Origin of the sequence: Streptomyces griseoloalbus (assembly GCA_014650015.1) — a bacterium.
Lineage (GTDB): Bacteria > Actinomycetota > Actinomycetes > Streptomycetales > Streptomycetaceae > Streptomyces > Streptomyces griseoloalbus.
Map to the genome: position 1 here is coordinate 97352 of BMUD01000018.1, position 22340 is coordinate 119691.

Sequence of the window (22340 nt, forward strand, 5' to 3'; positions counted from 1 at the left end):
ACCGCACATGACCACCGGAAAACGACCGCCGGCCACCCGAACCCTGGTGTCGGGACTGGCCGTCGCCGCCCTGACCCTGGCGGGCACCGTGACCTCGGCCCTCGACGCCACCCCGTCGTACGCCGCCGCCTGCAACGGGTACGTCGGACTCACCTTCGACGACGGCCCGTCGGCCGGCACCACGACGAGCCTGCTCAACGCGCTCAGGCAGAACGGCCTGCGGGCCACGATGTTCAACCAGGGCCAGTACGCGGCCGCCAACCCCTCCCTGGTCAAGGCCCAGGTCGACGCCGGCATGTGGGTCGCCAACCACAGTTACACCCACCCGCACATGACTCAGCTGAGCCAGGCACAGATGGACTCGGAGATCTCCCGCACCCAGCAGGCGATCGCGGCCGCCGGCGGCGGCACGCCGAAGCTGTTCCGTCCGCCGTACGGGGAGACCAACTCGACGCTGCGTTCGGTCGAGAGCAAGTACGGCCTGACCGAGATCATCTGGGACGTCGACTCGCAGGACTGGAACAACGCGAGCACCGACGCCATCGTTCAGGCCGCCTCCCGGCTCAATGACGGCCAGATCATCCTGATGCACGACTGGCCGGCCAACACCGTCGCCGCGATCCCGCGCATCGCGCAGAACCTGGCCTCCCGCGGCCTGTGCGCGGGCATGATCTCCCCGCGGACCGGCCGCGCCGTCGCCCCCGACGGTTCCGGCGGCGGTGGCGGCAGTGCGTGTACCGCCACCCTGTCCGCGGGAAGCCGCTGGAGCGACCGGTACAACCTCAATGTCTCGGTGAGCGGTGCGAGCAACTGGACCGTGACGATGAAGGTGCCGTCCCCGGCGAAGGTCTCCTCGACCTGGAACGCGAGCGCGTCCTATCCCGACAGCCAGACCCTCGTCGCCAAGTCCAACGGCAGCGGCGACAACTGGGGGGTGACGATCCAGGCCAACGGCAACTGGACCTGGCCGACCGTCACCTGCAGCACGGGCTGAGCGGGAGCTGAGAGCGGGCTGAGCACGGGCGAGCCGCGGCACGCACCACGCCGCGGCTCGCCGCCGCCTGCCCGTCACAGGTGCTCGCGGAACCAGCCGGCGGCGAGGTCGGCGACCTGCTCCAGTGCTCCGGGTTCGGGGAACAGATGGGTCGCGCCGGGTACGACGTGGACGTGGTGCACCGCGGACAAGCGGTCGGCGGCCTGGCGATTGAGGCCCAGTACCGTCTCGTCGTCGCCGCCCACCACGAGCAGCACCGGGCACGCGACCAGTTCGAGCGCGTCGCCCGCCAGGTCGGGGCGTCCGCCCCGCGACACGACCGCCGACACCCGCCGGGGACGCTCGGCGGCCGCCACCAGTGCCGCCGCCGCTCCCGTGCTCGCCCCGAACAGGCCCACCGCGAGGTCCGCGGTGTCCGGGCGTCGCCCCAGCCAGTCGACGGCATGCGCCAGACGTCCGGCCAGCAGGTCGATGTCGAAGCGGTGCCGGCCCGTCGCTTCGTCCTCGCGGTCCTCTTCCTCGGTCAGCAGGTCCAGCAGCAGCGTGCCGAACCCCGCCCCCCGCAACGCGGTGGCGACGGCACGGTTGCGGGGGCTGAACCGCGAGCTGCCACTGCCGTGCGCGAACAGCACCATCCCGCGAGCCCCGGAGGGGAGGCCGAGATCACCGGGCAGGGCTGCCCCACCCGAGGGAACCGTCACGGATGCCACGACCATGCCCGGTCACCTCCTCAGTCCGTGTCCTCGGCGGCACGGCCGACGGGAAGCAGGCCCCGGATGTCCGCGGGCAGCGCCCCGGCCACCTTCTCCGTCAGCTCGGGGGCGAGAGCTGCGTCGAGCACTTCCAGTACGGCGGCGGCCTCGCGCAGGGCCGCGTCCTCGTCCGTCTCCGCGCGACCGGCGATCCGCCCGACGAACGCGGTCAGCCCGAAGCGCTCGCCCGAGGAGCTCACCGGCCCGTCGGCGGTGGAGTCCGTGGCCTGCCGCATGGGGGTGGCCAGGGTCGGCGGCAGCTGGGCGGCCACATGGCCCGCCAGCCCCGGCGGCAGCCGTTCGGCCAGCGTGCTCAGCACGGCCCGGGTCGCGCGGTCGGCCGACCCCCGGTCCGGCAGCTGACTGAGAGCCTGCACTTTTCCGATGATCTCATCGTGATGCATGAGGCGGTGTCCTTCCTCATGGTGCGGCCGTCCTCATGGTGCGGCCGTCCGCGGTGGCCGGCGCCCCGGCAACGGGCGAGTACCCCGGAACGCGTGCGCACCAACGGGCGCCGGCGCACCACCGTCGCCCCGGTGACGTGCCGTGCCCCACCGGTGTCGCGGCCATCGGCCGTGGGCGTACCGGACCACACTCGCGTGTCCGGGGCCGTACTGCGTGTAGAACGTCGGCAACACCGGAGCCCAGCACGATCCCGCGGTCGGGCGGTTGCAGAGCGGCCCGAACTCGTCCGGAGCGAACGTCCGGCCCGGCCGCTCGGTGAGGGCGAACTCGATGCGGTCCAGCGTGGTGTCGAAGTCCGGGTCCGGGGACTCCTTCCAGGTTTTCGTGCGCTGGAAGGAGATCCCGCGGCGGATCAGGAGACAGCGCAGGGCCTCTCGGCCGGTTGAGCAATCGCCGGGACCGGGCTGCCGCCCGACGAGGCCAGCAGCATCATGGTCCGCCGGGACCGCACCGAACTGGTGTTTCCCCGCCGAACACGCCGGAAGCGCGGGAAGCCCCGTCGGGGCAGGGTGACCAAATGGGTCCCCTGCCCCGACGGAGCTCGGCCGGCCGGGCGGCGGGTTACCGGCGCCCGGCAGAGGCCGGTGCCGTGTGCGGCGCTCCCCGGCTCAGCCGAAGTTCACGTCGCTGCACCACATGTAGGCCTGGTCGAGGTGCGAGGCCTGCCAGATCACGAACAGGACGTGGTGTCCGGTGTAGCCGGAGGTCTGGACGGGGAACGTGATGTCCTGCGCCGGGGCGAAGCGGCCGGTCTGCGTGATGAAGTCGAGGTTGCCCCAGCCCAGGGTCTGGGTCTTGGGGTCGAAGCCCTGCTTGCTCACGTAGACCTTGAAGTAGTCGGCACCGTGGGACGCCTGGTCGTACAGGTGGACCGAGAAGTTGTTGCCGACGGTGGTGGTCTTCCACTGCCCGGGCTTGTTCAGGCTGGCGTTCCTCGAGAGGTTGTTGCTGCAGAGCGTCCCGTCGGGGGTCCGCGCCTGGAACTGGCCACCGAGGCCGTCGCGGAGCGCGCTCATCCAGTTCCACATGGTGTCGGGGTTGGCCTGGAAGGCCTGCCAACACATGGGGTCTTCGGTCTGCATGGCCGGGTTCGTGTGGTTGCTGCCCCACGTCTTCCAGCACTGGTACGCGCGGGAGGCGGGGCCGACGATGGTGCCGTGAGCCTGGGCGGGGGCCGACCAGGTCAGTGCGCCGACAACCACGGCGAACAGCATGACGAGCGCCTGGAGAGGCCGGCGGAGGGACGACCGCGAACGCCCGGTTAACGGACTCTGTGTGCGCATGTGGGGGGAACTCCTTCCCGTTGCAAGGCTGTGATGGGAGCGCTCCCAACGGTAGGACGTCGGAGTGAAATGTCAATGAAACGAACGGAGTTGATTACAGGGGTGGGCGGAGAGCAGGCAATCTGCCGTGAGCCGGGAGTCGAATGATGGTTCCCCCGCCGGGCCCTCCGCCCTCAGCCACGTAGCGGCCACCAGCTCGACGATCCGTCGGTAGGCCACCGCGAGCACCTCCACGGTCGCCGCCTCGTGCCAGTGCGGCACGACGGCCCCCGCGTCAAGGGCCTTCTCGACCACCGCCGATACCGCCCCGCGCACCCCGCAGCGGGCACTCCCGCCACGTCCGGAGCGGCCAGGGCCTCGACGAGCTCCTCCCGGTCGATCACCCGACGCTCCCACACTGTTTGCGCCTCGGCGAGTCCGACCGCGTCAATTCGCGGTCTTGCAGATCCGGACGCACAGGGGAGACTGCGTTCACGACCGGGTCCGCCCGGTCCCCGGCAGCACCACGCCGAGCAGGTCGGTCCACCGTCACTCCACCGAGATGAGGTCTCATGAACCGAAACCGAGCCGCCGTCAGCGCGGTCGCCGTGACCCTGTTCACCGCCGGCCTCGCCGTCGGCCCGGCAGCCGCCGCCACCGCCACCGAGGCGAAGGCCCGCGTCGGAGCCGACTGGGCGACTCAGTCGATCGTCTTCACCGCCGCCGCAGGGCAGACCAACAACCTCAACATCTTCTCCATGTACACCAGCGACGGGATCCGGCGGATCGGCTTCAGCGACGTGGTCCCGCTCGAACCGGGCGACCACTGCGCGTACTCCAGAGCCGAGGACACCACCTCCGTCGTCTGCGAACTGCCCGCCGACAGCCCCCGGCCCGACAGGATCGACGTCTTCCTCGGCGACGGCAACGACACGATCGCCGCCTTCACCCCCGGGATCGGCACCGTCAACGGCGGCCCCGGCGACGACGAACTGCACGCCCACACCGCACGCACGGTGCTGGGCGGCGCGGGGAACGACATGGTCATGGGACCCGCCGCCCTGCACGGCGGCGACGGCATGGACCACCTGATGGGTGACAGCGGCGACCAGCAGATGTGGGGCGGCCGGGGCGACGACATGATCGAGGGCTACGGCGGTGACGACACCGTGCACGCCGGCCCCGGCGACGACCACGCCATGGGCGGGGACGGCCGCGACATCGTCCTCGGCGGCCCCGGCAACGACACACTGGACGGCGAAGGCGGCGACGACCTCGTCTGCGGGGGCACCGGAAAGGACGCCCTCGAAGGCGGCCCCGGCCGCAACATCGTCCTCCCGTAAGTGCGCCTCCATGCCCGAAAGACGTCCAGCGCAACCGTGCCGCCCTCCTCGAAGCGACGCAGCGGCACTTCCTGAAGTACGGGGTCGGCACGTCGCTGGAGGCGGTGGCCAAGGAGGCGGGCGTCGGGCCGGCCACGCTGTACCGGCACGTCCCGACCCGGGAGGCGTTGCCGGCGGCCGTGCTGCGGACGCGCTCCGGGGAACTGGTGGCCCGGCGGGCGGAGATCGCGCAGCTCGGCGACGCCGCCGAGGCGCTGCGGCAGTGGCTGCGGGCGATCGAGGTTGCCCGAATGATCGTCCGTTGTGTTCGAATCGTCAGCCCGACGAGCGGCTGGGTGTGCTGTTCGGCGGATCCTGGCTGATGGCCGCCAGCAGGCATCTGACCAGGGGATTATGGTCGTTCTCGCGCCAGGCGACGGCCACTCGTGTGCGGGCGGTGCGGGGTTCGATCCTGCGGAAGGCGACGCCTTTGAGGCGGATGCGTCGGATGCTCGCCGGGGCCAGGGAGACGCCCAGACCGGTTCCCACGAGGGCGCACACGGTTTGCCACTCCACTGCGTGCTGGACTATCCGCGGTGTGAAACCCGCTGAGGTGCACAGGCCGATGATCTGGTCGTGCAGTGACGGGCCGACCGTGCGGGGCATCAGCACGAAGGGCGAGTCCGCGAACTGTGCGAGCTGTACGGTCCGTTGGGTGGCCAGAGGATGGGTGGACGGCAGCACGGCCACGAAAGGCTCGCTGAGTACCGTCCTGAAGCCGAGCTCCGTCTCGTCGGAGGGGGGTTCGCGCAGTAGACCGATGTCGATGGTCTTGTCGTGCAGGGCGGCGATCTGCGGAGCGGTGGTCATCTCGTGGATGTCCAGGTGCACGCCGGGGAACTGGTGACGGAAGGTGCGCAGCAGGCCGGGCAGGACCGTCAGCGCGAGGGAGCCGGCGAAGCCGATCCGTAGGCGGCCGGCACTGCCACTGCCGACGGCCCGGGCTGCGGCCAGACCGTCCGAGAGGTCGGTGAGTGCCCGCCGGGCGGCGGGCAGCAGTTCGCTGCCGGCTGGGGTCAGGGTGATGCGCCCTGGGGCGCGGGTGAACAGCGCGTGACCGACCTTGTCCTCCAGACGGCGGATCTGCTGGCTCAGCGGCGGTTGGGCGATGCCCAGGCGGGCGGCCGCCCGGCCGAAGTGAAGTTCCTCTGCGAGCACGACGAAGGCGTGCAGTTGCGGTAGGGGGAGTTCGGGGCGCTCCATACGCTTAGAGATATCAGGTCATGCGTGCGGCCGTATTAGACGTATCAGTGCTGGTCATCTAGCGTTCGGCGCATGACGGAGCGACGCGCGGTCCTCAGCAGCTCGACCTTCGAGGAGCAGATCGGTTATGCCCGTGCTGTGGTCGACGGCGACTGGGTGCATGTGTCCGGGACGACCGGTTTCGACTACGCCACCATGACGATCTCCGACGATGTGGTGGAGCAGGCCGAGCAGTGCCTGCGCAACATCGAGGTCGCACTGGCCGAGGCGGGGTGCACCTTCGCCGACGTGGTGCGCGTGCGCTATCTACTGCCCGACCGCGCAGACTTCGAATCCTGCTGGCCGGTCCTGCGCCGCTGCTTCGGAGATGTTCGGCCGGCCGCCACGATGCTCATGTGCGGTCTCGCCGACCCGCGGATGAAGATCGAGATAGAGGTGGACGCGCGGCGGCGCATCCCGCCTCACGGTGGCGCCACGAGCAATCACTCGGAAGCGCCTGTCGTGCCCGTCGGGGCCTATGAACCCCCCTACTACGTGGCTGTCTTCACTACGGTGCGAGCCCAGGACCAGAGCGGCTTCAGTGAGTCCAACGCACGCATGGAAGACCTGGTGAAGGATGTCCCGGGGTACCTGGGGATGGAGCACGCGCAGACTCCTGGCGGGCTGGGTATCACCGTCAGCTACTTCCGCGACGCCGAGGCCCTCACGGAGTGGCGGACCAACGCCGAGCACCGCGCGGCGCAGAAGCGCGGGCGAGCCGAGTGGTACCAGAGCTACACGCTGCATGTGGCGAAAGTGGAGCGGAGCCACGGGTTCACGCGAGAGCCGGGCCCGACAGCAGGCTGACCGACCGAGACCACCTCAGCGACCGTCCCGCCACAAGCGCCCATCGGTCGGGTCGGCCTGCCCCTCGCGAGCCCGATCACCAGCTGTCATTGGCGGTGGGGCCGGGGAGTCGGGACTCCGAGGGCTGCCGGCGGTCGGCTGTTGAGCCGCGCGACTTCGGCCGGCTTGCTGCGGACGAACGTCAGGGTCACGGATGAACCGCAGTCCCTTGACAAGCAGCGCCACGACAGGGACAGGCCGCACGGAGCCCGGGACGGTCGGCGCCGTGATCTCCGGCGCCGCCGGCTGGAACGCACCCGCACCGACCTCGCCGACCCCCGGCTGCGGCACCGCACGATCGGCGAGATCGCGACCCGGTGGGGATTCCGGCACCCCGCCGACTTCTGCCGCACCTTTCGGCGCGCCTGCGGAGTGTTCCCCAAGGACTTCCGGAGCGGCGTCGAGAGGCCCCGGAGCACCGCCGAGAGGCCCCTCAAGCTCCCCGGAGACGCACCGGACCCCTGACCGGCATTTCGCGCGTCAGTTTCCGATCGGGCGAGCGGACTCGGTGTTTCCGGGGCGCGCCGTCGCCTCGCGCCCCTCCAGCCGGGCCGTGCTCTGCCGGGTCACCAGGTGTGTCGCCAGCTCGATGCGCTGGGCGGCCGTGCCGGGGTCGTCCGGGCGGAGCAGCATGCGGGCCGCCTCCTCCGCCATGTGCCTGAGCGGCTGGTGGACCGTGGTCAGCGGCGGGCTCGACCACTGGGCCGGCGGTACGTCGTCGTAGCCGACCACCGACAGGTCCTCCGGTACGCGCAGACCCTTGAGCCGGGCCGCCTCCAGTACGCCGAGTGCCTGGAGGTCGCTGCCCGCGAAGACGGCCGTCGGCCGGTCGGGCCCCTCCAGCAGTTCCATGGCGTTGTCGAAGCCGCCCTGCACGTGGAAGTCGCCGAAGCGCATCAGACGAGGATCGGTCTTGAGGCCCGCCATCGCCATGGCCGAGCGATAGCCGTCGAGGCGTGCGAGCGCAGCATGTCCTCGGGGCCGGTGATGATCGCCACCCGCTCGTGACCGAGGTCGGTGAGATGGCGGGTGGCGGCGAGGCCGCCGGCCCAGTTCGCGGAGCCGACCGAGGGGACGTCCGGGTCGGGGTCGCCCGCCGGGTCGATGACGACGAACGGGATGGCCGCCGCCCTGAGTTGGCGCTTGATCTCCTCCGGGAGCGTGGAGAAGACCAGCACGACGCCCAGCGGTCTGCGTCGCAGTACGCCGGGAAGCCATTCCGGCGCGGGCGTGTGCCGGGTGCCGCTCTCGGTGAGCACCACCGTCGCGCGGTTCTCCCTGGCAACGTTGTCCACGCCCCGGATCAGCTCCATCGCCCAGATGCTGTCCAGCTCGTGGAAGACGATCTCGATGAGCGGGGAGCGGGACGCCGCCTGGCTGCGCCGGCGGTAGCCGTGGGTGTCGAGAAGCCGCTCGACCTTGGCCCGGGTGGCGCGGGAGACATCCGAACGGCCGTTGAGGACCTTCGAAACTGTCGGCATCGAAACACCGGCCTCTTTCGCGACCTCGGCGATGGTCACTCTGCCGCTCACCTCGTGGTCTTCGTGCATACCCGCAGGATAAGGCACCGCCCGTCGATAACGGTTTGGGCGAGTACCGACCCGACCGTTGACCGAAACTCCCGTCTGACCTACTGTCCCACGGCATGGACTTTCGGTGAAGGCGCCGAAACTTTCGAAAGGCGAACGATGATCACACGTGCGCGCTTGCCCAGACTGGTCGCCTGCGGTGCGACGCTCGCCCTGGCGCTGAGTCTCTCGGCCTGCGGGGACGGGAACGGCGGGGCGTCGTCGGACGACGGCAAGATCCATGTCCTGGTCTACGGGGACGCCAGCAACAAGGTCGAGGAGCGGATCGTCGAGACGTTCAACAAGACGTCCGACGTCAAGGCCGTCCTCGACACCATCCCCGGTGCGGACTACCAGCAGAAGTTGCAGACGATCATCAGCACGCCCCAGGCGCCGGACGTCTTCTTCAACTGGGGCGGCGGCAGCATCAAGCCGTTCGTCAAGGCCGATCTGCTGATGCCGCTGGACGACTTCATCAAGAAGAACCCGGAGCTGGAGAACAAGTTCCTGCCGTCCGTCTTCAACAGCGCGGTCGTCGACGGCAAGCCGTACGGCATCCCGATGCGCGGCACCCAGCCGGTCCTGCTCTTCCACAACAAGAAGGTCCTCGACGAGGCGGGCGTCACGCCGCCGAAGTCCTGGGACGAACTGCTCGACGCGGTCGGGAAGCTCAAGGACAAGGGCGTCACGCCGATCGCGCTCGGCGGCGGCGACGTCTGGCCGACGCAGATGTGGTTCCAGTACCTCTTCGACCGCGTGGCCGGCCCGGACCTCTTCAAGCAGGCCGTCGGCGGCGACAAGAGCGCCTGGGAGAGCCCGGACAGCAAGAAGGCCCTGAACATGATCAGGGAGCTCGTCGACGCCGGCGCCTTCGGCAAGAACTACGACTCCGTCAAGTACACCAACGGCGGCTCGGTCGCACTGGTGGCCTCGGGCAAGGCCGGCTTCGAGCTGATGGGCTCCTGGTACTACTCCCAGCAGCTGACGGACCACGCGGAGTTCGCCGAGAAGGACCTCGGTTACACCGCCTTCCCGACCGTCGAGGGCGGCAAGGGCGATCCGGCCAACGTCGCCGGCAACACCAACAACTACTACTCGGTGATGAAGAAGACCAAGCACCCCGAGGCCGTCGCCGAGTTCCTGAAGCTCATGTACTCCGACGAGTTCGTCAAGGCACAGCTCGACATCGGCAACCTGCCGACCACGACCAACACCGACGACTTCATCGACAGCTCTGGCACCCCCGAGTACTCGCGCTTCCAGTACGACCTGGTCGCCGACGCCCCGTCGTTCCAGCTGTCCTGGGACCAGGCGTACCCGCAGAAGGCGAGCTCGAACATGCACAAGGCCGTCCAGCAGTTCTTCAACGGACAGCTCGACACGGACGGCTTCATCCAGGCCATGCAGGCCCTCCCGACCGAGTGACGAACGGCTCATGACCACAGAGATCACGAGCGCTCGGCCCGCCGCCGGCCCCCGCAAGGGGTCCCGGCGGCGGCCGCCCGCCTCGTCCGCAACGAAGGTGGGTCGCCCCGGCTTCGCCTGGGCGCTGCCCGCCGCAGTGTTCTTCGCCCTCTTCGCGATCGTCCCGCTGATCATGGTGGCGGTGCTGTCCTTCATGAGCTGGGACGGGATCAGCTCGCCCGAGTTCGTCGGCACGGACAACTGGTCGCGCCTGATGGACGACCCGGTGATGCTCAAGAGCATCTGGCTGACCCTGCTCCTGACCGTGCTCGGCGTGGTCATCCAGACGCCGCTGAGCATCGTGCTCGGCGTCTGGGCCGCCGGCCACCAGCGCAACCGGGCCGTACTGTCCGTCATCTACTTCATTCCGCTGCTGCTGTCCGCGACGGCCGTCTCCGTGCTGTGGCGGGCGCTGCTCGACCCGAACTTCGGCATCCCGGCCGACGCCCCCTGGCTGTTCGGCGACGGCAACCTGTTCGGTGAACAGGCCACCGCCATAGGGGTGCTGGCGTTCGTCAGCACCTGGCAGTTCACCCCCTTCCACACGCTGATCTACCAGGGCGCCGCCCGGGCCGTCCCCCAGGTGCTCTACCAGGCCGCGGAGATCGACGGAGCGGGCCGGTACCGGCAGTTCTTCCACATCACACTGCCGCAGCTGCGCAACTCGATGATCACCTCGATGATCCTGATGATCGTCGGAGGCCTGACCACGTTCGAGACGGTCCTCATCCTGACCCAGGGCGGCCCCGGCACCGACACCACCATCAGCGCCTACTACATGTACGACAAGGCGTTCAAGGGCTTCGACTTCGGCGCCGGCTCCGCCATCGCCCTGGCCCTGGTCGTCGCGGCCACGATCATCTCGCTGGTCGTCGTCCGGGTCTCCGGCTACGACAAGATGCGCAGCACCATGGAGGGTGTGTCATGAGGCGCCGTCCCCACTACCTGGCCGGCGCCGGCTCCCTGTTCTGGCTCTTCCTGGTCGGCCTGCCGCTGTACGTGATGCTCGCCGCGACCCTGCGCACCCGCCAGGACTACGCCGACAACGGCCCGGTCTCGATCCCGGACAGCTTCACCCTGGACAACTACACCGCCGCCTTCGACTCCGGCTTCGGCCAGTACTTCTTCAACACGCTCGTCGTCACCGCCTGCGTCATCGGCATCGTGCTGCTGCTGGTCCCGCCGCTCGCCTACGCCATCGTGCGCAGCCGGGGCAGGACCACGTCGGCGATCTTCCGGCTGTTCCTGCTCGGCCTCGCCATCCCCGCCCAGGCCGTGATCGTGCCGATGTTCTACCTGATCAGCGAGGCAGGACTGTACGACAACCTGCTCGGCGTCATCCTGCCCACGGCCGCGTTCTGCCTGCCCATGTCGGCGCTGATCCTCAGCGGCGCGATGCGCGACATCTCCACGGAGCTGTATGAGGCCATGGCCATGGACGGCGCCACCCCGCGGCGCATGTTCTTCCAGCTCGTCCTGCCGCTGTCGAGGGGCGGACTGTCCACGATCGTGGTCTTCTCCGCACTCCAGGCATGGAACGGCTTCCTGTTCCCGCTCGTCCTGACCCAGTCCGACTCCACCAAGGTGGTCACCCTGGGTCTGTACAACTTCCAGACCGCACACGGCATCGACATCCCCGGTCTGCTGGGGGCCGTGGTGTTGTCCATGGTGCCCATCCTGCTCGTCTACCTGTTCGCCCGTCGCGCCCTGGTCCAGGGGCTGATGGGTGTCGGAGGAAAGTGACCGCCAACGTGGCCGTAGAGACCACCCCCGAAATCCCCCTCTGGAACGATTCCACCCACCCCCTCGCCGTCAGAGTCGACGCGCTCATCGGCGCGATGACCCTGGACGAGAAGATCGCCCAGCTGTACGGCGTGTGGGTCGGCGCCTCCGACAACGGCGGCGAAGTGGCCCCGCACCAGCACGACATGGAGGAGGCCGTCGACCTCGACGCGCTCCTGCCCACCGGACTGGGCCAGCTGACCCGCCCCTTCGGCACCGTCCCCGTCGACCCCGCGCTCGGCGCGCTCTCCCTGCAGCGCACCCAGGCCCGCATCGCCTCGGCGAACCGCTTCGGCATCCCCGCCGTCGCGCACGAGGAGTGCCTGGCCGGTTTCGCGGCCTGGGGCGCCACCGCCTACCCCGTCCCGCTGTCCTGGGGCGCCACCTTCGACCCCGAGGTGGTGCGCCGCATGGCCGCCGCCATCGGCCGCGACATGCGCTCCGTCGGCGTCCACCAGGGTCTCGCCCCCGTCCTGGACGTGGTGCGCGACGCCCGCTGGGGCCGGGTGGAGGAGACCATCGGCGAGGACCCGTACCTCGTCGGCACCATCGGCACGGCATACGTGCAGGGGCTGGAGTCCGCCGGCATCGTCGCCACCCTCAAGCACTTCGTCGGCTACTCGGCCTCCCGTGCCGGACGCAATCTCGCCCCCGCCCCCATGGGCGCCCGCGAGCGGGCCGACGTCCTGCTGCCGCCGTTCGAGATGGCCATCCGCGAGGGCGGCGCCCGGTCCGTGATGCACGCCTACAACGACATCGACGGTGTGCCCGCCGCCGCCGACGAGACGCTGCTGACCGGGCTGCTCCGCGAGACGTGGGGCTTCGACGGCACCGTCGTCGCCGACTACTTCGGCATCGCCTTCCTCAAGACCCTGCACGGCGTCGCGGGCGACTGGGCCGACGCCGCGGGCACCGCGCTGAGGGCGGGCGTCGACATCGAACTGCCCACTGTCAAGACGTTCGGCGCGCCGCTCGCCGAGGCCGTCGCCGAGGGCCGGATCCCGGAGTCGGTGATCGACCGCGCCCTGCGCCGCGTCCTCGGCCAGAAGGCGATGCTCGGCCTGCTCGACCCGGACTGGAGCCCCGTGCCGCCCGCGCTCGACGGCGTCGACTTCGACGACCCGGACGCGCTGCGCGGCAAGGTCGACCTGGACCGGCCCGAGAACCGCGAACTGGCCCGCGAGATCGCCGAGAAGGCGGTCGTCCTGCTCACCAACGACGGCACCCTCCCGCTCGCCCGGCCGCGCCGCATCGCCCTGGTCGGCCCCAACGCGGCCGAGCCGACCGCCGTCCTCGGCTGCTACTCCTTCCCGCTGCACGTCGGCGTGCACCACCCGCAGACCCCGGTCGGCATCGACCTGCCCACCCTCCGGGACACCCTGGCCGCCGAGTTCCCCGACGCGGAGATCACGGTCGCCCGCGGCACCGGCGTCGACGACGGGGACCTGGCCGGTATCGGCGAGGCGGTGGAGGCGGCCCGCGAGGCGGACGTCGTCGTCGCCGTCCTCGGTGACCGCGCGGGCCTGTTCGGGCGCGGCACCAGCGGCGAGGGCTGTGACGCGGAGTCCCTCGTCCTGCCCGGCGCCCAGCAGCAGCTGCTCGACGCGCTGCTCGACTCCGGCAGGCCGGTGGTGACCGTCCTGCTCGCCGGACGGCCGTACGCGCTCGGCCGCGCCGTCACCGAGTCCGCCGCGATCGTGCAGTCCTTCTTCCCCGGGGTCGCGGGCACCCACGCGATCGCCGGGGTGCTCAGCGGCCGCACGAACCCCTCAGGTCGGCTTCCGGTCAGCGTGCCGAGCGGGCCGGGCGCCCAGCCGACCACCTACCTCGGCGCACGCCTCGCCCAGGCCAGCGAGGTGTCCAACATCGACCCGACCCCGGCGTTCGGCTTCGGCCACGGCCTGACGTACACGGCGTTCGCCTGGAGCGACCTCGCCGTGGACGCCGAACAGGCCGCGACCGACGGCGAGTTCGCCCTGACACTCACCGTCCGCAACACCGGTGACCGGTCCGGCACCGAGGTCGTCCAGCTCTACCTGCACGACCCGGTCGCCTCCGTCGTCCAGCCGGTGCAGCGCCTTGTCGGCTACACGCGGGTGCCGCTGGAGCCGGGGGAGGCCCGCCGCGTCCGTGTCACGGTCCCGGCCGACGTGGCCTCCTTCACCGGCCGCGACGGCCACCGCGTCATCGAACCCGGGGACCTGGAGCTGCGTCTCTCCGCGTCGAGCACGGACGCCCGCCTCACGGCGACGGTCACCCTGACCGGCCCGGAACGCCGGGTCGACCACACGCGCCGCTTCCACGCGGCCTTCACCCAGGAGCCGGCCGCGCAGGCGTGACCCGTACCCTCCGACACGGCCCCCGGCCGGTGCACACCGGCCGGGGGCCGCTCGCTGCCTCAATCCGGCCTCCGCCACTTCAGACAGGGACCGTCCGATCCGATCCTTTCGGGCCGACTCCGACGGAGGCGAACCCCCGTTCCACACCGGTCCCGGCTGCGTGGAGGAAGTGCGCCGCGGCGCCCCGGCTGCTGCTGTAGCTGCTCACCACCGTCCCGGGCAACGCCCGGCCCGTCCACCGTCCTTCGGTCCGTGAACGGCGACCTGACCTCGGACGGGGCATCGCATCGGGGGAGTGGGTCAGATACGGTCGCGGTCCCGCCCCAGACCCGCGACGAACCCGTACCATGCGCGCCGCGGGAACGCGAGCTGCGGTCCGCCGCGTTCCTTGGAGTCCCGTACGTGTATGACGGTCGTGGCGGGGGCGACTTCGACGCACTCGCCGCCTTCATCGCCGCTGTAGCTGCTCTTCAACCAGGTGAGCTGTGCGAGCTGTTCGGTGTTCATAGGTCTCCCAGCATCTTCTCGATGAGGCGCAAGGACTCGCGTGGGGTGAGCGCCTGCCCTCGGATGCTGCCATGTTTCGCGGCCAGAACGCGCACCTCTTCCTGGTCAGTGATGAGGCGGCTGATGTGCTGGACTTCCAGATAGGCCACCTGCGGCTTGCCTTTGGGGGTGAGTAGCGTGAAGGGGCCGCCCATACCTGCGTGCTCTTCGCTCGAGGTCGGCATGACCTGGATTTCCACATGACGCAAGCGTCCCGTCCGCAGCAGTTGTTCCAACTGTCCGCGCTGTACGTCTGGACCGCCGAAGGGTTGACGCAGAATGCTTTCTTGAATGGTTGCGCTCACAGTCGGTGGTGGCCACCGTGTCATCAACTCCTGCCGAGCCATCCTCGCGGTTACTCGCTGTTCGATGGTCTCCTCATCGAAAAACGGCTGTCGACTGGCGAAGACGGCGCGGGCGTAGTCCGGGGTCTGGAACAAGCCGGGCACCGCCTGGTTGGCGAAGTAGCGCAGTTCAACCGCCTCCGCCTCCAACCGCGCATAATCCCGGAACCACTCCGGATGCCGCACCCGGCGCCGCGTCTTGGCCCGCTCCACGTCCTCCGCCGCAGAAGCCAGCAGACCCCCACACTCCAGCAACTGGTCCACTGCTACCAGCAGTGCGGGCTGAGGCGTCCGTCGTGCCCGCTCGACCGAGGAGATCGTCTCCTCCCCGTACCCGAGCCGGTCGCCCAGCTCCTTCTGGCTCAGCCCGGCCCGCTCCCGGGCGACCTTGATCTGCCGGCCGAGAGCCCGGAACAGGTCCGCGACCTCGTCCGTGCCGTCCGCCTCGCCGCCCGTGGGAACTCCCGTACCCGGCTGTGATCCCATGCCGTACCACCACCCTGTTTCCTTGTACCGGGGACGAACCGGCGACCCCCCGGTCAGGTCATGGCCGTACGCCCGTACATCACACCGTCCGCGCCGGGACAGTCACCCTGCGTACCGCCCGGAGTGCTCCACACGGTAGGACGTGTCGGTCACCCTCGGTGATGTGAATCAGGAAACTGTCACCGCACCCGGTGAACCGACCGTCGTCACGAGCCACTTCCGCATCATGTTTCCCACCACGGCGCGGGGCGCGCACGGCGCCCGCCATGCCGCCGAGCACTGGCTCGCCACACAGCAGGGATGGCCGGAAGCCGCCGCCACTGACGACGACACGGCCACGGTGTCCCTCCTCATCGCGGAACTGACCGCCAACGCCGCCCTGCACGGCCGGGTGCGGGGCAGGAACGCACGCCTCGCCCTCACCCTGACACCCACCACCCTGCGGATCGAGGTCACCGACGCGCGGGGCGAACGTCTGCCCGTGCGGACACCGGAGGCCGATGCCGACGGTGAGTCCGGACGGGGCCTGCTTCTCGTCGCCTCGCTCGCCGACGCCTGGGGCTGCGAATCCCACCACCCGGGTGGCAAGACGGTGTGGGCGGAGTGCACCACGAGGGCCGCCAGGACACGGCAAGAGAACCGGGTGTGAGTAGTCGCGGTACAGAAAGAGCACCGCGGTACCCCGCTGTCGACCGCCGCCCGCGACTGTGGACATCGGGCAGTCGTGCGCTTCAACGCGCTGGAAGTCGTCGCTCACGCGATCGCTGCGCGGCAGGTGTTCCACGAGCGCACCATGAAACGCGGGCGCATCACCACTGGGCGATGAGCGGCGTGTCCGGTTGGTGCTGCTGCCAGGCTTCGGTGAGGCGGGCGAGGCGAGTGGGGGCGGCGATGCCGCGCACGGTCGCGATCCTGCCGTTGGTGATGTCGAACGTCACGGAGCCGACGACCCGGTCGCCGAGCACGAAGAGGATGGCGGGGGCGCCGTTGACGAGCGCGTAGTGGATGGTGGGCGTGCCGCCGGCGAGTCGCCGTTTCGCGGGTGTGGGTTTGAAGCCGGCCCGTGCGATGGCGGCGATGCGCTGCGGAGTGTCGTATCGCCGCAGCTTCTCGGTCAGGCCGGCGCCGTCGGAGATCGCGGTCGCGTCGTCGGTGAGCAGCGCCACCAGTTGTTCGGTGCGGCCCGAGGAGGCGGCGGCGAGGAATTCCTCGACAATCCTGCGGGCGGATGCCGGGTCGGCCTCGCCGCCGCCGCGGCGTGCGGCGGTGATGCGGCGCCGGGACCGGTGGAGGTGCTGCTGGCTCGCGGACTCGGTGATGACGAGGATCTGGGCGATCTCGGCGTGGCTGTAGGAGAACGCCTCGCGCAGGACGTAGACGGCACGCTCGACGGGCGACAGGCGCTCCATGAGAGTCAGCACGGCCAGGGAGACCGATTCGCGCTGCTCGAACGTGTCGGCCGGGCCGAGCATCGGGTCGCCGTCGAGGAGCGGTTCCGGCAGCCAGGCGCCGACGGCGCGTTCACGGCGGGCCTGTGCCGAGCGGAGCCGGTCGAGGCACAGGTTGGTGACGACCTTGGTCAGCCATGCCTCCGGCACCTTGATCAGCTGCCGGTTGGCGGCCTCCCAGTGCAGGAACGCGTCCTGCACCACGTCCTCGGCGTCGGCGGCGGAGCCCAACAGCCGGTACGCCAGCGAGGCCAGTCGGTTCCGGCTGGCCTGGAACCGACTGGTGTCGAAGCGATCAGTGGAGGTGCTGTCCACGCGGGCCACCCCAGGCGGTTACGCGACCGCCTTCTCGGCGGACGCATGCGCGGACGTGTCCGGGGCGGCGGCCAGGCGGCGCTTGCGCTTGGGTAGGCCGAACGTCGGGTGCGAGGTGGTCCACAGCGACATCTTGAGGATGCCCGCCTTGATCCGCGCGGCCTTCCGACCGCCCATGTACGTCGGCTTCGCCTGCGCTTCGTCGTCGACCATCTGCAGGATCCCGTCCCGCCGCCCGAGGCTGATGTGGTTGCCCAGGTATTCCAGCTTGGTGTTCGGGACCTTGCGGCCGGTCAGGCGTCCCACGATCGCGGCTGTGGCCTGCATGCCGGTGCAGCCCGCCGACGCGCAGGACATCGGCAGCGGCTGGCCGTTGTCGCCGATGGCGTAGGCGCTGTCGCCAGCGGCGTAGACATTCGGGTGCGAGACCGACCGCATGGTGCGATCGACGACGATCCGGCCGTTGCCGGTGACCTCAAGGCCGCCGACGGCGGCGATGGTGCTGACCGCGAACCCGGCTGTCCACACTGTCGCGTCGGACGCCACGGCGGTGCCGTCGGCGCACAGCACCCGCGCCGCTTCGACAGCCTCGACGACGCTGTGCTCCAGGACCGTGATGCCCAGCCGGCCGCAGGCCTGGCGCAGGTGGCCGCGGGCTCCGGCGGAGAGCCGGGCGCCCAGCTCGCTGCGGGCGATGAGCGTCACCGACAGGTTGGGCCGGGATTCGGCGATCTCGGTGGCGGTCTCGATGCCGGTCAGCCCGTCGCCGACGACCAGTACACTCCCGCCTTCGCCCCGCCTGCCCAGGCTCTCCAGACGCTCGCGCAGGCGCAGCGCCGAGGGCCGGGCGGCGACGTCGAAGGCGTACTCGGCCACGCCGGGAACGCCGCCGTCGTCCCCGTGGCTGCCGAGCGCGTAGAACAGCGTGTCGTAGCCGAGCTCGCCGCCGCCCTCGGCGTCGGCCACGGCGACGACCTGGCGCTCGGGGTCGATGGCGGTGACACGGGCCAGGCGCAGTCCTATCCCCGTGCCCGCGAAGACGTCGGTGAGCTTCGGAGCCTCGATCTCCTGGCCGGCCGCGAACTGGTGCAGCCGCAGCCGCTGGACGAAGTCCGGCTCAGCGTTGACCACGGTGATCCCGGTGTCCGCCGGGGACAGCCGGCGGGCCAGGTTCCCGGCCACGTAGGCCCCGGAATAGCCGGCGCCGAGAACGACGATGCGGTGCTTCATGAATAGCTCCTGTCGGTTCGCTTGCCTTCGGTGATTGAGCGGAACAGCACCCGGATTGCTGACAGGAACTACATGTGACTTGGATCACATGGTGGAGGAGTTATCGCGAGGCCGGCTCGCGGGTCGGGGGCCCGGTCGATGAAGCCCGGGAAGTCCCTCATCGTGTCCGCGTGCGTGATCGGCCGGCTGCGCCGGCAGAGACGACGCTCGCGCCGTGCGTGTCGACGTGGCCGGACTCGATCCCGGCACCGGTGCGGTGCCGCAGCAGGCCCTCGATCATGGCCGCGACCTCGGACGACGGACAGCTCTTGAGCTGGGAGTAGATGCAGACGTTTTCCCGCTCGACGTGCCAGTGGATCATCACGCCGTTGTGCCGCCGTAGCGGATGGTGCATGTTCGTGCCGAGCGATCAGGCGTGCTCTCAGCCTGTCCTCGCGGGCCGTCAGCGGAACGCGGCGACGTTCTCCGCGGCCCACTGTCGGAAGGGCTTGGCAGGGGAGCCGGTAACACGCGGAACCGTGTCGTGCACCCTGAGCAGTTCGTCGTTGACGTCCCCACCCATCAGGTCGAGCACCGCGTGCGCGGTCCGGTCTCCCATGAAGGAGGCCATCTGCCGGTGCGCCTCTTCCCGGCTGATCTCCACGACGGACACGTCGCGTCCCAGGGCCGCCCCGATCGCTTGTGCCTGCTGCCGGGGAGTGATCCGTGCCGGCCCGGTCAGCGCGTACGTCCGCCCGCCGTGACCCGGCTCGGACAGCGCCGCCCGTGCCACCGCCGCGATGTCTGCCGGGTGGACGGCGGGAAGTCCGATGTCCGCATAGGGCACCCGGATCGACCGGTGCTCCCGGATCGACTCCGCCCACCACAGGGCGTTCGACGCGAACTGTGTCGGACGCAGGATCGTCCAGCTCATCCCGCTGCCCTGGAGCAGCCGCTCGACGGTCAGGTTCTCGGCGGCGGCGGGCAGGTGCGGATGGGTTCGCACCGTGATGGAGGACACGAGCACCACGTGCTCCACACCCGCCTGCCGGGCGGCCGTGAGAACGTCCGCGTCCGCACCCGTGCCCGGCACGAGGAACAGAGAACGCACTCCGTCCAGCGCCGGCTTCAGCGAGACGGGCCGGGCGAGGTCGCCCTCGACGGCTTCGACTCCGTCGGGGAACGAGGCTCGGGCGGCGTCACGGGTCAGGCCTCGTACGGGTAAGGCGCCGGACCTGTGCAACTGCCGTACCAGAGCGCGTCCGATGTTTCCGGTGGCACCCGTCACAAGGATCATCGCTGTCTTCTCCTGCCGTCGGCCGGTGATCACTTTCGGCGCACGCTAGGACCTCGACCGAGGTTCAGGTCAAGCAGAAGGCCCGGAACGGGGTGTCAGGTCATGGAGAACTTGGCGACGTACTCGTCGAAGGGCTCGATGCCGACTTCCGCACGGAGTTCGTCCATGCGCTCGGGCTCTTCACAGGGCCACGGAACCGGTGCTCCGTCCTTCACGCCGGCGATCTGCGTGCCGTAGATCTGCTGACGGCCCTCATCGACCGGCGTGCGGTCCCGCAGGAAGGCCGGCTCACGCAGGCCGGCCGAGCCTGCCGACACCGGTGAAGCTGTCGGCGCCCCCGGCGGTGTAGCGCCGTGCGAACGACGCGGGCCCGTCCCCGGATCGGATGATCCGGGGACGGGCCCGGTTTCGGTGTCGGTCAGGCGTCGAGTGCGGCGGTGAACATGCCGGCCTCGTAGGAGCCGCCCTTCTGGTGCACGATCACGGCGAGCCGGTTGGCGGCGTTGATCAAGGCGACCTGGGCGACCAGCGCGGCGATCTGGTCGTCGTCGTAGTGCTTGCGGACCTGGGCCCACGTCTCGTCCGACACGCCCTGGTGGGCGTCGGCGAGCCGGGTGCCCTCCTCGGCGAGCGCCAGAGCGGCCTGCTCGGCCTCGTTGAACACCGTGGACTCGCGCCACGCGGCGACCAGGTGGAGCCGGACCGCGCTCTCGCCGGCGGCAGCGGCCTCCTTGACGTGCATGTCGACGCAGTGACCGCAGCCGTTGATCTGGCTGGCGCGCAGCGACACCAGCTCCTGCGTGGACTTCGGCAGCGGCGAGTCCTGGATCACCAGGGCGGCTCCTGCGAACCGCTTGGCGAACTTGGCGGCGATCTTGTTCTCGAACAGGTTGAATCGAGCGTCCATGACGTCGTCCTCACGTGTGGTGTTGCGTTGACGAACACGAGATGCCGGCGGACCGCTCCCTGTGACGGGGTGGTGGTGTGACGTGAGCCACGACGCAGGGATGTCACAGAACGGCGGTGACCGGCGTCTTGTGCGCGTGGCGATCATCGAAGGCGAACAGGCGGGAGCAGCCGTGAGGGGCGAGTACAGCGAGCGCGACGGGGACGCGGCGGGGCGGTCCACGGGCGGCGGACGCACCGGCCCCGCCACCGAGGCGTTCATCACCCACCGCAACCTGCTGTTCACCGTCGCCTACGAGATGCTCGGCTCGGCCGCCGACGCGGAGGACGTCCTGCAGGAGACCTGGCTGCGGTGGGCGGACGTCGATCTGGACACCGTGCGGGACCGGCGCGCGTATCTGGTCCGGATCACCACGCGCCAGGCGCTGGGCCGACTGCGCACGCTCGGCCGCCGCAAGGAGTCCTACGTCGGTTCCTGGCTGCCCGAGCCGCTGCTGACGTCGCCCGACGTGGCCGAGGACGTCGAGCTCGCCGACAGCGTCTCGATGGCGATGATGCTGGTGATGGAGACGCTCACGCCGACCGAACGGGCGGTGTTCGTGCTGCGCGAGGTGTTCGACCTCGAGTACGACGAGATCGCGGACGCCGTCGACAAGAGCCCGGCCGCGGTCCGCCAGATCGCGCACCGGGCCCGCGCCCATGTCGCGGCGCGCCGGCCGCGCGGGGCCGTGTCACCGGCCCAGACGAAGGGCGCGCTCGACGCGTTCCGACGGGCGGTCGAGACGGGTGATCTGCAGGGCCTGCTCGACATCATGGCGCCTGACGTCGTCCTCCTGGGCGACGGCGGCGGCATCAAGCAGGCCGTCCTGCGGCCCGTCGTGGGGGCCGACAAGGTGGCCCGGCTGCTGCACGCCGGGATGGGCAGGCTCCCCGCCGGTGCGTCGCTGCGGCCGGCGCAGGTCAACGGCCACCCGGCGCTGATCCTCCGGCTCGACGGCGCGATCGACACCGTCGTGGCGGTACGCGTCGACGACGGCCTCGTCACCGGGCTCTACGCCGTGCGCAATCCCGAGAAACTGTCGTACATGCAGCGGGAGACCGCCCTGCGCCGCTGACCCGCGGTGCCGGCCCGCGCCCGGCTGCCGCCTGGTGATACCGGCCGCCTGGTGGTACCGGCTTCGCGTGATACGGCCTTCGCGCGATACCGGCCTCACGCGATATCGGCCTTCGCGCGGCTGCCGTCCGGTGGTCAGGCGGCCGGCTGGAGGAGCAGCCCGCGGATGTCGTGCGGCAGTTGCTCCAGTGCCGACTCCAGGGTCCCGGGGGAGAAGTGTGCCCGTACGACGGCGGTGACGGCGGAGGCGATCTGGGGCACGTCCTCGGCCTTGACCCTGGCTTCCTGGACGAAACGGTTCACATAGCCGTCACGGTCGTACTTGATCGGTACGGCGCTGGGGCTCCAGCCGTCGTAGTAGACGCCCCGCAGCAGTTCGGGAAGCTGCGCCGCGAAGTGGGCGGCCACGTCGACGGTGAGCCGGTCGCGAAACGTGTGCAGCCAGGCGCGCAGGACCCGGTGGGCGAGGTGGCGGTCGTCCGTTCCCAGAGCCTCCGATACCGCTTTGAGCCAGATGTTCGTGGTGTGGATGGCGTGCTCGAAGTCGGGTGGGCGAGTGGCGGGCATGGTCTTTCCTTT

The 22340-nt window shown here is 70.2% G+C and carries 22 protein-coding genes and 4 pseudogenes; 12 read left to right on the forward strand and 14 right to left on the reverse strand.

The window, feature by feature from the left end; genetic code table 11:
* The first annotated feature begins 7 nt into the window (after window positions 1–7).
* A complete protein-coding gene (locus IE178_RS25365) occupies window positions 8–994 on the forward strand; it encodes a polysaccharide deacetylase family protein (RefSeq protein WP_193513889.1) in 987 nt (328 codons plus the stop codon).
* 74 nt (window positions 995–1068) lie between these two features.
* On the opposite strand, the gene IE178_RS25370 is transcribed toward IE178_RS25365, so the two are convergent.
* From IE178_RS25370 to IE178_RS25380, 3 genes are all read right to left on the reverse strand, one after another.
* A complete protein-coding gene (locus IE178_RS25370) occupies window positions 1069–1710 on the reverse strand; it encodes a dienelactone hydrolase family protein (RefSeq protein WP_193513890.1) in 642 nt (213 codons plus the stop codon).
* 14 nt (window positions 1711–1724) lie between these two features.
* On the reverse strand, window positions 1725–2150 hold the full coding sequence (locus tag IE178_RS25375; protein ID WP_184762465.1) for a DUF2267 domain-containing protein: 426 nt from the start codon (window positions 2148–2150) through the stop codon (window positions 1725–1727).
* Window positions 2151–2819: 669 nt separating this feature from the next.
* Window positions 2820–3494 carry a lytic polysaccharide monooxygenase auxiliary activity family 9 protein gene (locus tag IE178_RS25380; protein WP_498370644.1) on the reverse strand — a complete coding sequence of 225 codons (675 nt, stop codon included), beginning with the start codon at window positions 3492–3494 and terminating at the stop codon, window positions 2820–2822.
* 551 nt (window positions 3495–4045) lie between these two features.
* Here IE178_RS25380 and IE178_RS25385 point away from each other — a divergent pair.
* A complete protein-coding gene (locus tag IE178_RS25385; protein ID WP_193513894.1) occupies window positions 4046–4816 on the forward strand; it encodes a calcium-binding protein in 771 nt (256 codons plus the stop codon).
* Window positions 4753–5178, forward strand: a complete 426-nt coding sequence (locus IE178_RS25390; RefSeq protein ID WP_318280246.1) for a TetR/AcrR family transcriptional regulator — start codon at window positions 4753–4755, stop codon at window positions 5176–5178. The genes IE178_RS25385 and IE178_RS25390 overlap by 64 nt, the downstream gene beginning before the upstream one ends.
* Here IE178_RS25390 and IE178_RS25395 read toward each other — a convergent pair.
* The gene (locus IE178_RS25395; RefSeq protein WP_193513895.1) at window positions 5132–6058 is read right to left on the reverse strand and encodes a LysR family transcriptional regulator; all 927 of its coding nucleotides are present in this window, start codon (window positions 6056–6058) and stop codon (window positions 5132–5134) included. The genes IE178_RS25390 and IE178_RS25395 overlap by 47 nt on opposite strands.
* A gap of 72 nt (window positions 6059–6130) precedes the next feature.
* Between IE178_RS25395 and IE178_RS36205 the strand changes: the two are divergent.
* The 3 genes and pseudogenes from IE178_RS36205 to IE178_RS25405 form a co-directional block, all read left to right on the forward strand.
* Window positions 6131–6508, forward strand: a pseudogene (locus IE178_RS36205) (RidA family protein); the annotation flags it as partial.
* An 84-nt stretch (window positions 6509–6592) separates the two neighbouring features.
* Window positions 6593–6904 (forward strand): antibiotic biosynthesis monooxygenase family protein, encoded by a 312-nt coding sequence (locus IE178_RS36210; RefSeq protein ID WP_318280248.1) that lies wholly within the window; start codon window positions 6593–6595, stop codon window positions 6902–6904.
* Window positions 6905–7069: 165 nt separating this feature from the next.
* Window positions 7070–7408, forward strand: a complete 339-nt coding sequence (locus tag IE178_RS25405) for a helix-turn-helix domain-containing protein (protein WP_318280235.1) — start codon at window positions 7070–7072, stop codon at window positions 7406–7408.
* Between the two features lie 15 nt (window positions 7409–7423).
* Here IE178_RS25405 and IE178_RS25410 read toward each other — a convergent pair.
* Window positions 7424–8493 (reverse strand): annotated as a pseudogene (locus IE178_RS25410) (LacI family DNA-binding transcriptional regulator).
* Between the two features lie 138 nt (window positions 8494–8631).
* Between IE178_RS25410 and IE178_RS25415 the strand changes: the two are divergent.
* The 4 genes from IE178_RS25415 to IE178_RS25430 are packed head-to-tail and all read left to right on the forward strand — an operon-like array spanning window position 8632 to window position 14096.
* Window positions 8632–9936, forward strand: coding sequence for an ABC transporter substrate-binding protein (locus tag IE178_RS25415; protein WP_184762474.1), 1305 nt, complete (start codon window positions 8632–8634; stop codon window positions 9934–9936).
* A 10-nt stretch (window positions 9937–9946) separates the two neighbouring features.
* Window positions 9947–10903, forward strand: a complete 957-nt coding sequence (locus IE178_RS25420) for a carbohydrate ABC transporter permease (RefSeq protein ID WP_193513897.1) — start codon at window positions 9947–9949, stop codon at window positions 10901–10903.
* Entirely contained in the window at window positions 10900–11718 is an 819-nt protein-coding gene (locus IE178_RS25425) for a carbohydrate ABC transporter permease (RefSeq protein WP_184762476.1), read from the forward strand. The genes IE178_RS25420 and IE178_RS25425 overlap by 4 nt, the downstream gene beginning before the upstream one ends.
* Window positions 11715–14096 (forward strand): beta-xylosidase/alpha-l-arabinosidase, encoded by a 2382-nt coding sequence (locus IE178_RS25430; RefSeq protein WP_193513898.1) that lies wholly within the window; start codon window positions 11715–11717, stop codon window positions 14094–14096. Before IE178_RS25425 ends, IE178_RS25430 begins: the two co-directional genes overlap by 4 nt.
* A gap of 300 nt (window positions 14097–14396) precedes the next feature.
* Here the strand turns inward: IE178_RS25430 and IE178_RS25435 are convergent, their stop codons facing one another.
* Both IE178_RS25435 and IE178_RS25440 read right to left on the reverse strand, forming a co-directional pair.
* Window positions 14397–14603 carry a DUF397 domain-containing protein gene (locus IE178_RS25435; RefSeq protein WP_193513899.1) on the reverse strand — a complete coding sequence of 69 codons (207 nt, stop codon included), beginning with the start codon at window positions 14601–14603 and terminating at the stop codon, window positions 14397–14399.
* Window positions 14600–15472: a helix-turn-helix domain-containing protein gene (locus IE178_RS25440; protein WP_193513900.1), complete on the reverse strand. Its 873-nt coding sequence runs from the start codon at window positions 15470–15472 to the stop codon at window positions 14600–14602. Before IE178_RS25440 ends, IE178_RS25435 begins: the two co-directional genes overlap by 4 nt.
* 163 nt (window positions 15473–15635) lie before the next feature.
* Here IE178_RS25440 and IE178_RS25445 point away from each other — a divergent pair, with 163 nt between their 5' ends.
* On the forward strand, window positions 15636–16121 hold the full coding sequence (locus tag IE178_RS25445; protein WP_193513901.1) for an ATP-binding protein: 486 nt from the start codon (window positions 15636–15638) through the stop codon (window positions 16119–16121).
* 160 nt (window positions 16122–16281) lie between these two features.
* On the opposite strand, the gene IE178_RS25450 is transcribed toward IE178_RS25445, so the two are convergent.
* From IE178_RS25450 to IE178_RS25475, 6 genes and pseudogenes are all read right to left on the reverse strand, one after another.
* Window positions 16282–17235 (reverse strand): sigma-70 family RNA polymerase sigma factor, encoded by a 954-nt coding sequence (locus tag IE178_RS25450; RefSeq protein WP_193513902.1) that lies wholly within the window; start codon window positions 17233–17235, stop codon window positions 16282–16284.
* Between the two features lie 18 nt (window positions 17236–17253).
* On the reverse strand, window positions 17254–18465 hold the full coding sequence (locus IE178_RS25455) for an NAD(P)/FAD-dependent oxidoreductase (protein WP_193513903.1): 1212 nt from the start codon (window positions 18463–18465) through the stop codon (window positions 17254–17256).
* A 196-nt stretch (window positions 18466–18661) separates the two neighbouring features.
* Window positions 18662–18852: pseudogene (locus IE178_RS25460) on the reverse strand (Tn3 family transposase); the annotation flags it as partial.
* A 55-nt stretch (window positions 18853–18907) separates the two neighbouring features.
* Window positions 18908–19741, reverse strand: coding sequence for an SDR family oxidoreductase (locus tag IE178_RS25465; protein ID WP_193513904.1), 834 nt, complete (start codon window positions 19739–19741; stop codon window positions 18908–18910).
* A 95-nt stretch (window positions 19742–19836) separates the two neighbouring features.
* Window positions 19837–20058: pseudogene (locus IE178_RS25470) on the reverse strand (DUF6624 domain-containing protein); the annotation flags it as partial.
* A 101-nt stretch (window positions 20059–20159) separates the two neighbouring features.
* On the reverse strand, window positions 20160–20648 hold the full coding sequence (locus IE178_RS25475) for a carboxymuconolactone decarboxylase family protein (RefSeq protein ID WP_193513905.1): 489 nt from the start codon (window positions 20646–20648) through the stop codon (window positions 20160–20162).
* Window positions 20649–20820: 172 nt separating this feature from the next.
* Here IE178_RS25475 and IE178_RS25480 point away from each other — a divergent pair, with 172 nt between their 5' ends.
* Window positions 20821–21762, forward strand: coding sequence for an RNA polymerase sigma-70 factor (locus IE178_RS25480; protein ID WP_318280249.1), 942 nt, complete (start codon window positions 20821–20823; stop codon window positions 21760–21762).
* Between the two features lie 134 nt (window positions 21763–21896).
* Here IE178_RS25480 and IE178_RS25485 read toward each other — a convergent pair whose 3' ends face one another.
* Complete coding sequence (locus IE178_RS25485) at window positions 21897–22328, reverse strand: DUF2267 domain-containing protein (RefSeq protein ID WP_184762485.1); 432 nt, start codon at window positions 22326–22328, stop codon at window positions 21897–21899.
* Between the last annotated feature and the right edge of the window lie 12 nt (window positions 22329–22340).

What these genes read in the sequence shown, in the direction of transcription:
- IE178_RS25365 (WP_193513889.1), top strand. Translation starts at nt 8, where the DNA reads ATGACCACCGGAAAACGACCGCCGGCCACCCGAACCCTGGTGTCGGGA.
- IE178_RS25370 (WP_193513890.1), bottom strand. Translation starts at nt 1,710, where the DNA reads ATGGTCGTGGCATCCGTGACGGTTCCCTCGGGTGGGGCAGCCCTGCCC.
- IE178_RS25375 (WP_184762465.1), bottom strand. Translation starts at nt 2,150, where the DNA reads ATGCATCACGATGAGATCATCGGAAAAGTGCAGGCTCTCAGTCAGCTG.
- IE178_RS25380 (WP_498370644.1), bottom strand. Translation starts at nt 3,494, where the DNA reads ATGCGCACACAGAGTCCGTTAACCGGGCGTTCGCGGTCGTCCCTCCGC.
- IE178_RS25385 (WP_193513894.1), top strand. Translation starts at nt 4,046, where the DNA reads ATGAACCGAAACCGAGCCGCCGTCAGCGCGGTCGCCGTGACCCTGTTC.
- IE178_RS25395 (WP_193513895.1), bottom strand. Translation starts at nt 6,058, where the DNA reads ATGGAGCGCCCCGAACTCCCCCTACCGCAACTGCACGCCTTCGTCGTG.
- IE178_RS25415 (WP_184762474.1), top strand. Translation starts at nt 8,632, where the DNA reads ATGATCACACGTGCGCGCTTGCCCAGACTGGTCGCCTGCGGTGCGACG.
- IE178_RS25420 (WP_193513897.1), top strand. Translation starts at nt 9,947, where the DNA reads ATGACCACAGAGATCACGAGCGCTCGGCCCGCCGCCGGCCCCCGCAAG.
- IE178_RS25425 (WP_184762476.1), top strand. Translation starts at nt 10,900, where the DNA reads ATGAGGCGCCGTCCCCACTACCTGGCCGGCGCCGGCTCCCTGTTCTGG.
- IE178_RS25435 (WP_193513899.1), bottom strand. Translation starts at nt 14,603, where the DNA reads ATGAACACCGAACAGCTCGCACAGCTCACCTGGTTGAAGAGCAGCTAC.
- IE178_RS25440 (WP_193513900.1), bottom strand. Translation starts at nt 15,472, where the DNA reads ATGGGATCACAGCCGGGTACGGGAGTTCCCACGGGCGGCGAGGCGGAC.
- IE178_RS25455 (WP_193513903.1), bottom strand. Translation starts at nt 18,465, where the DNA reads ATGAAGCACCGCATCGTCGTTCTCGGCGCCGGCTATTCCGGGGCCTAC.
- IE178_RS25465 (WP_193513904.1), bottom strand. Translation starts at nt 19,741, where the DNA reads ATGATCCTTGTGACGGGTGCCACCGGAAACATCGGACGCGCTCTGGTA.
- IE178_RS25475 (WP_193513905.1), bottom strand. Translation starts at nt 20,648, where the DNA reads ATGGACGCTCGATTCAACCTGTTCGAGAACAAGATCGCCGCCAAGTTC.
- IE178_RS25485 (WP_184762485.1), bottom strand. Translation starts at nt 22,328, where the DNA reads ATGCCCGCCACTCGCCCACCCGACTTCGAGCACGCCATCCACACCACG.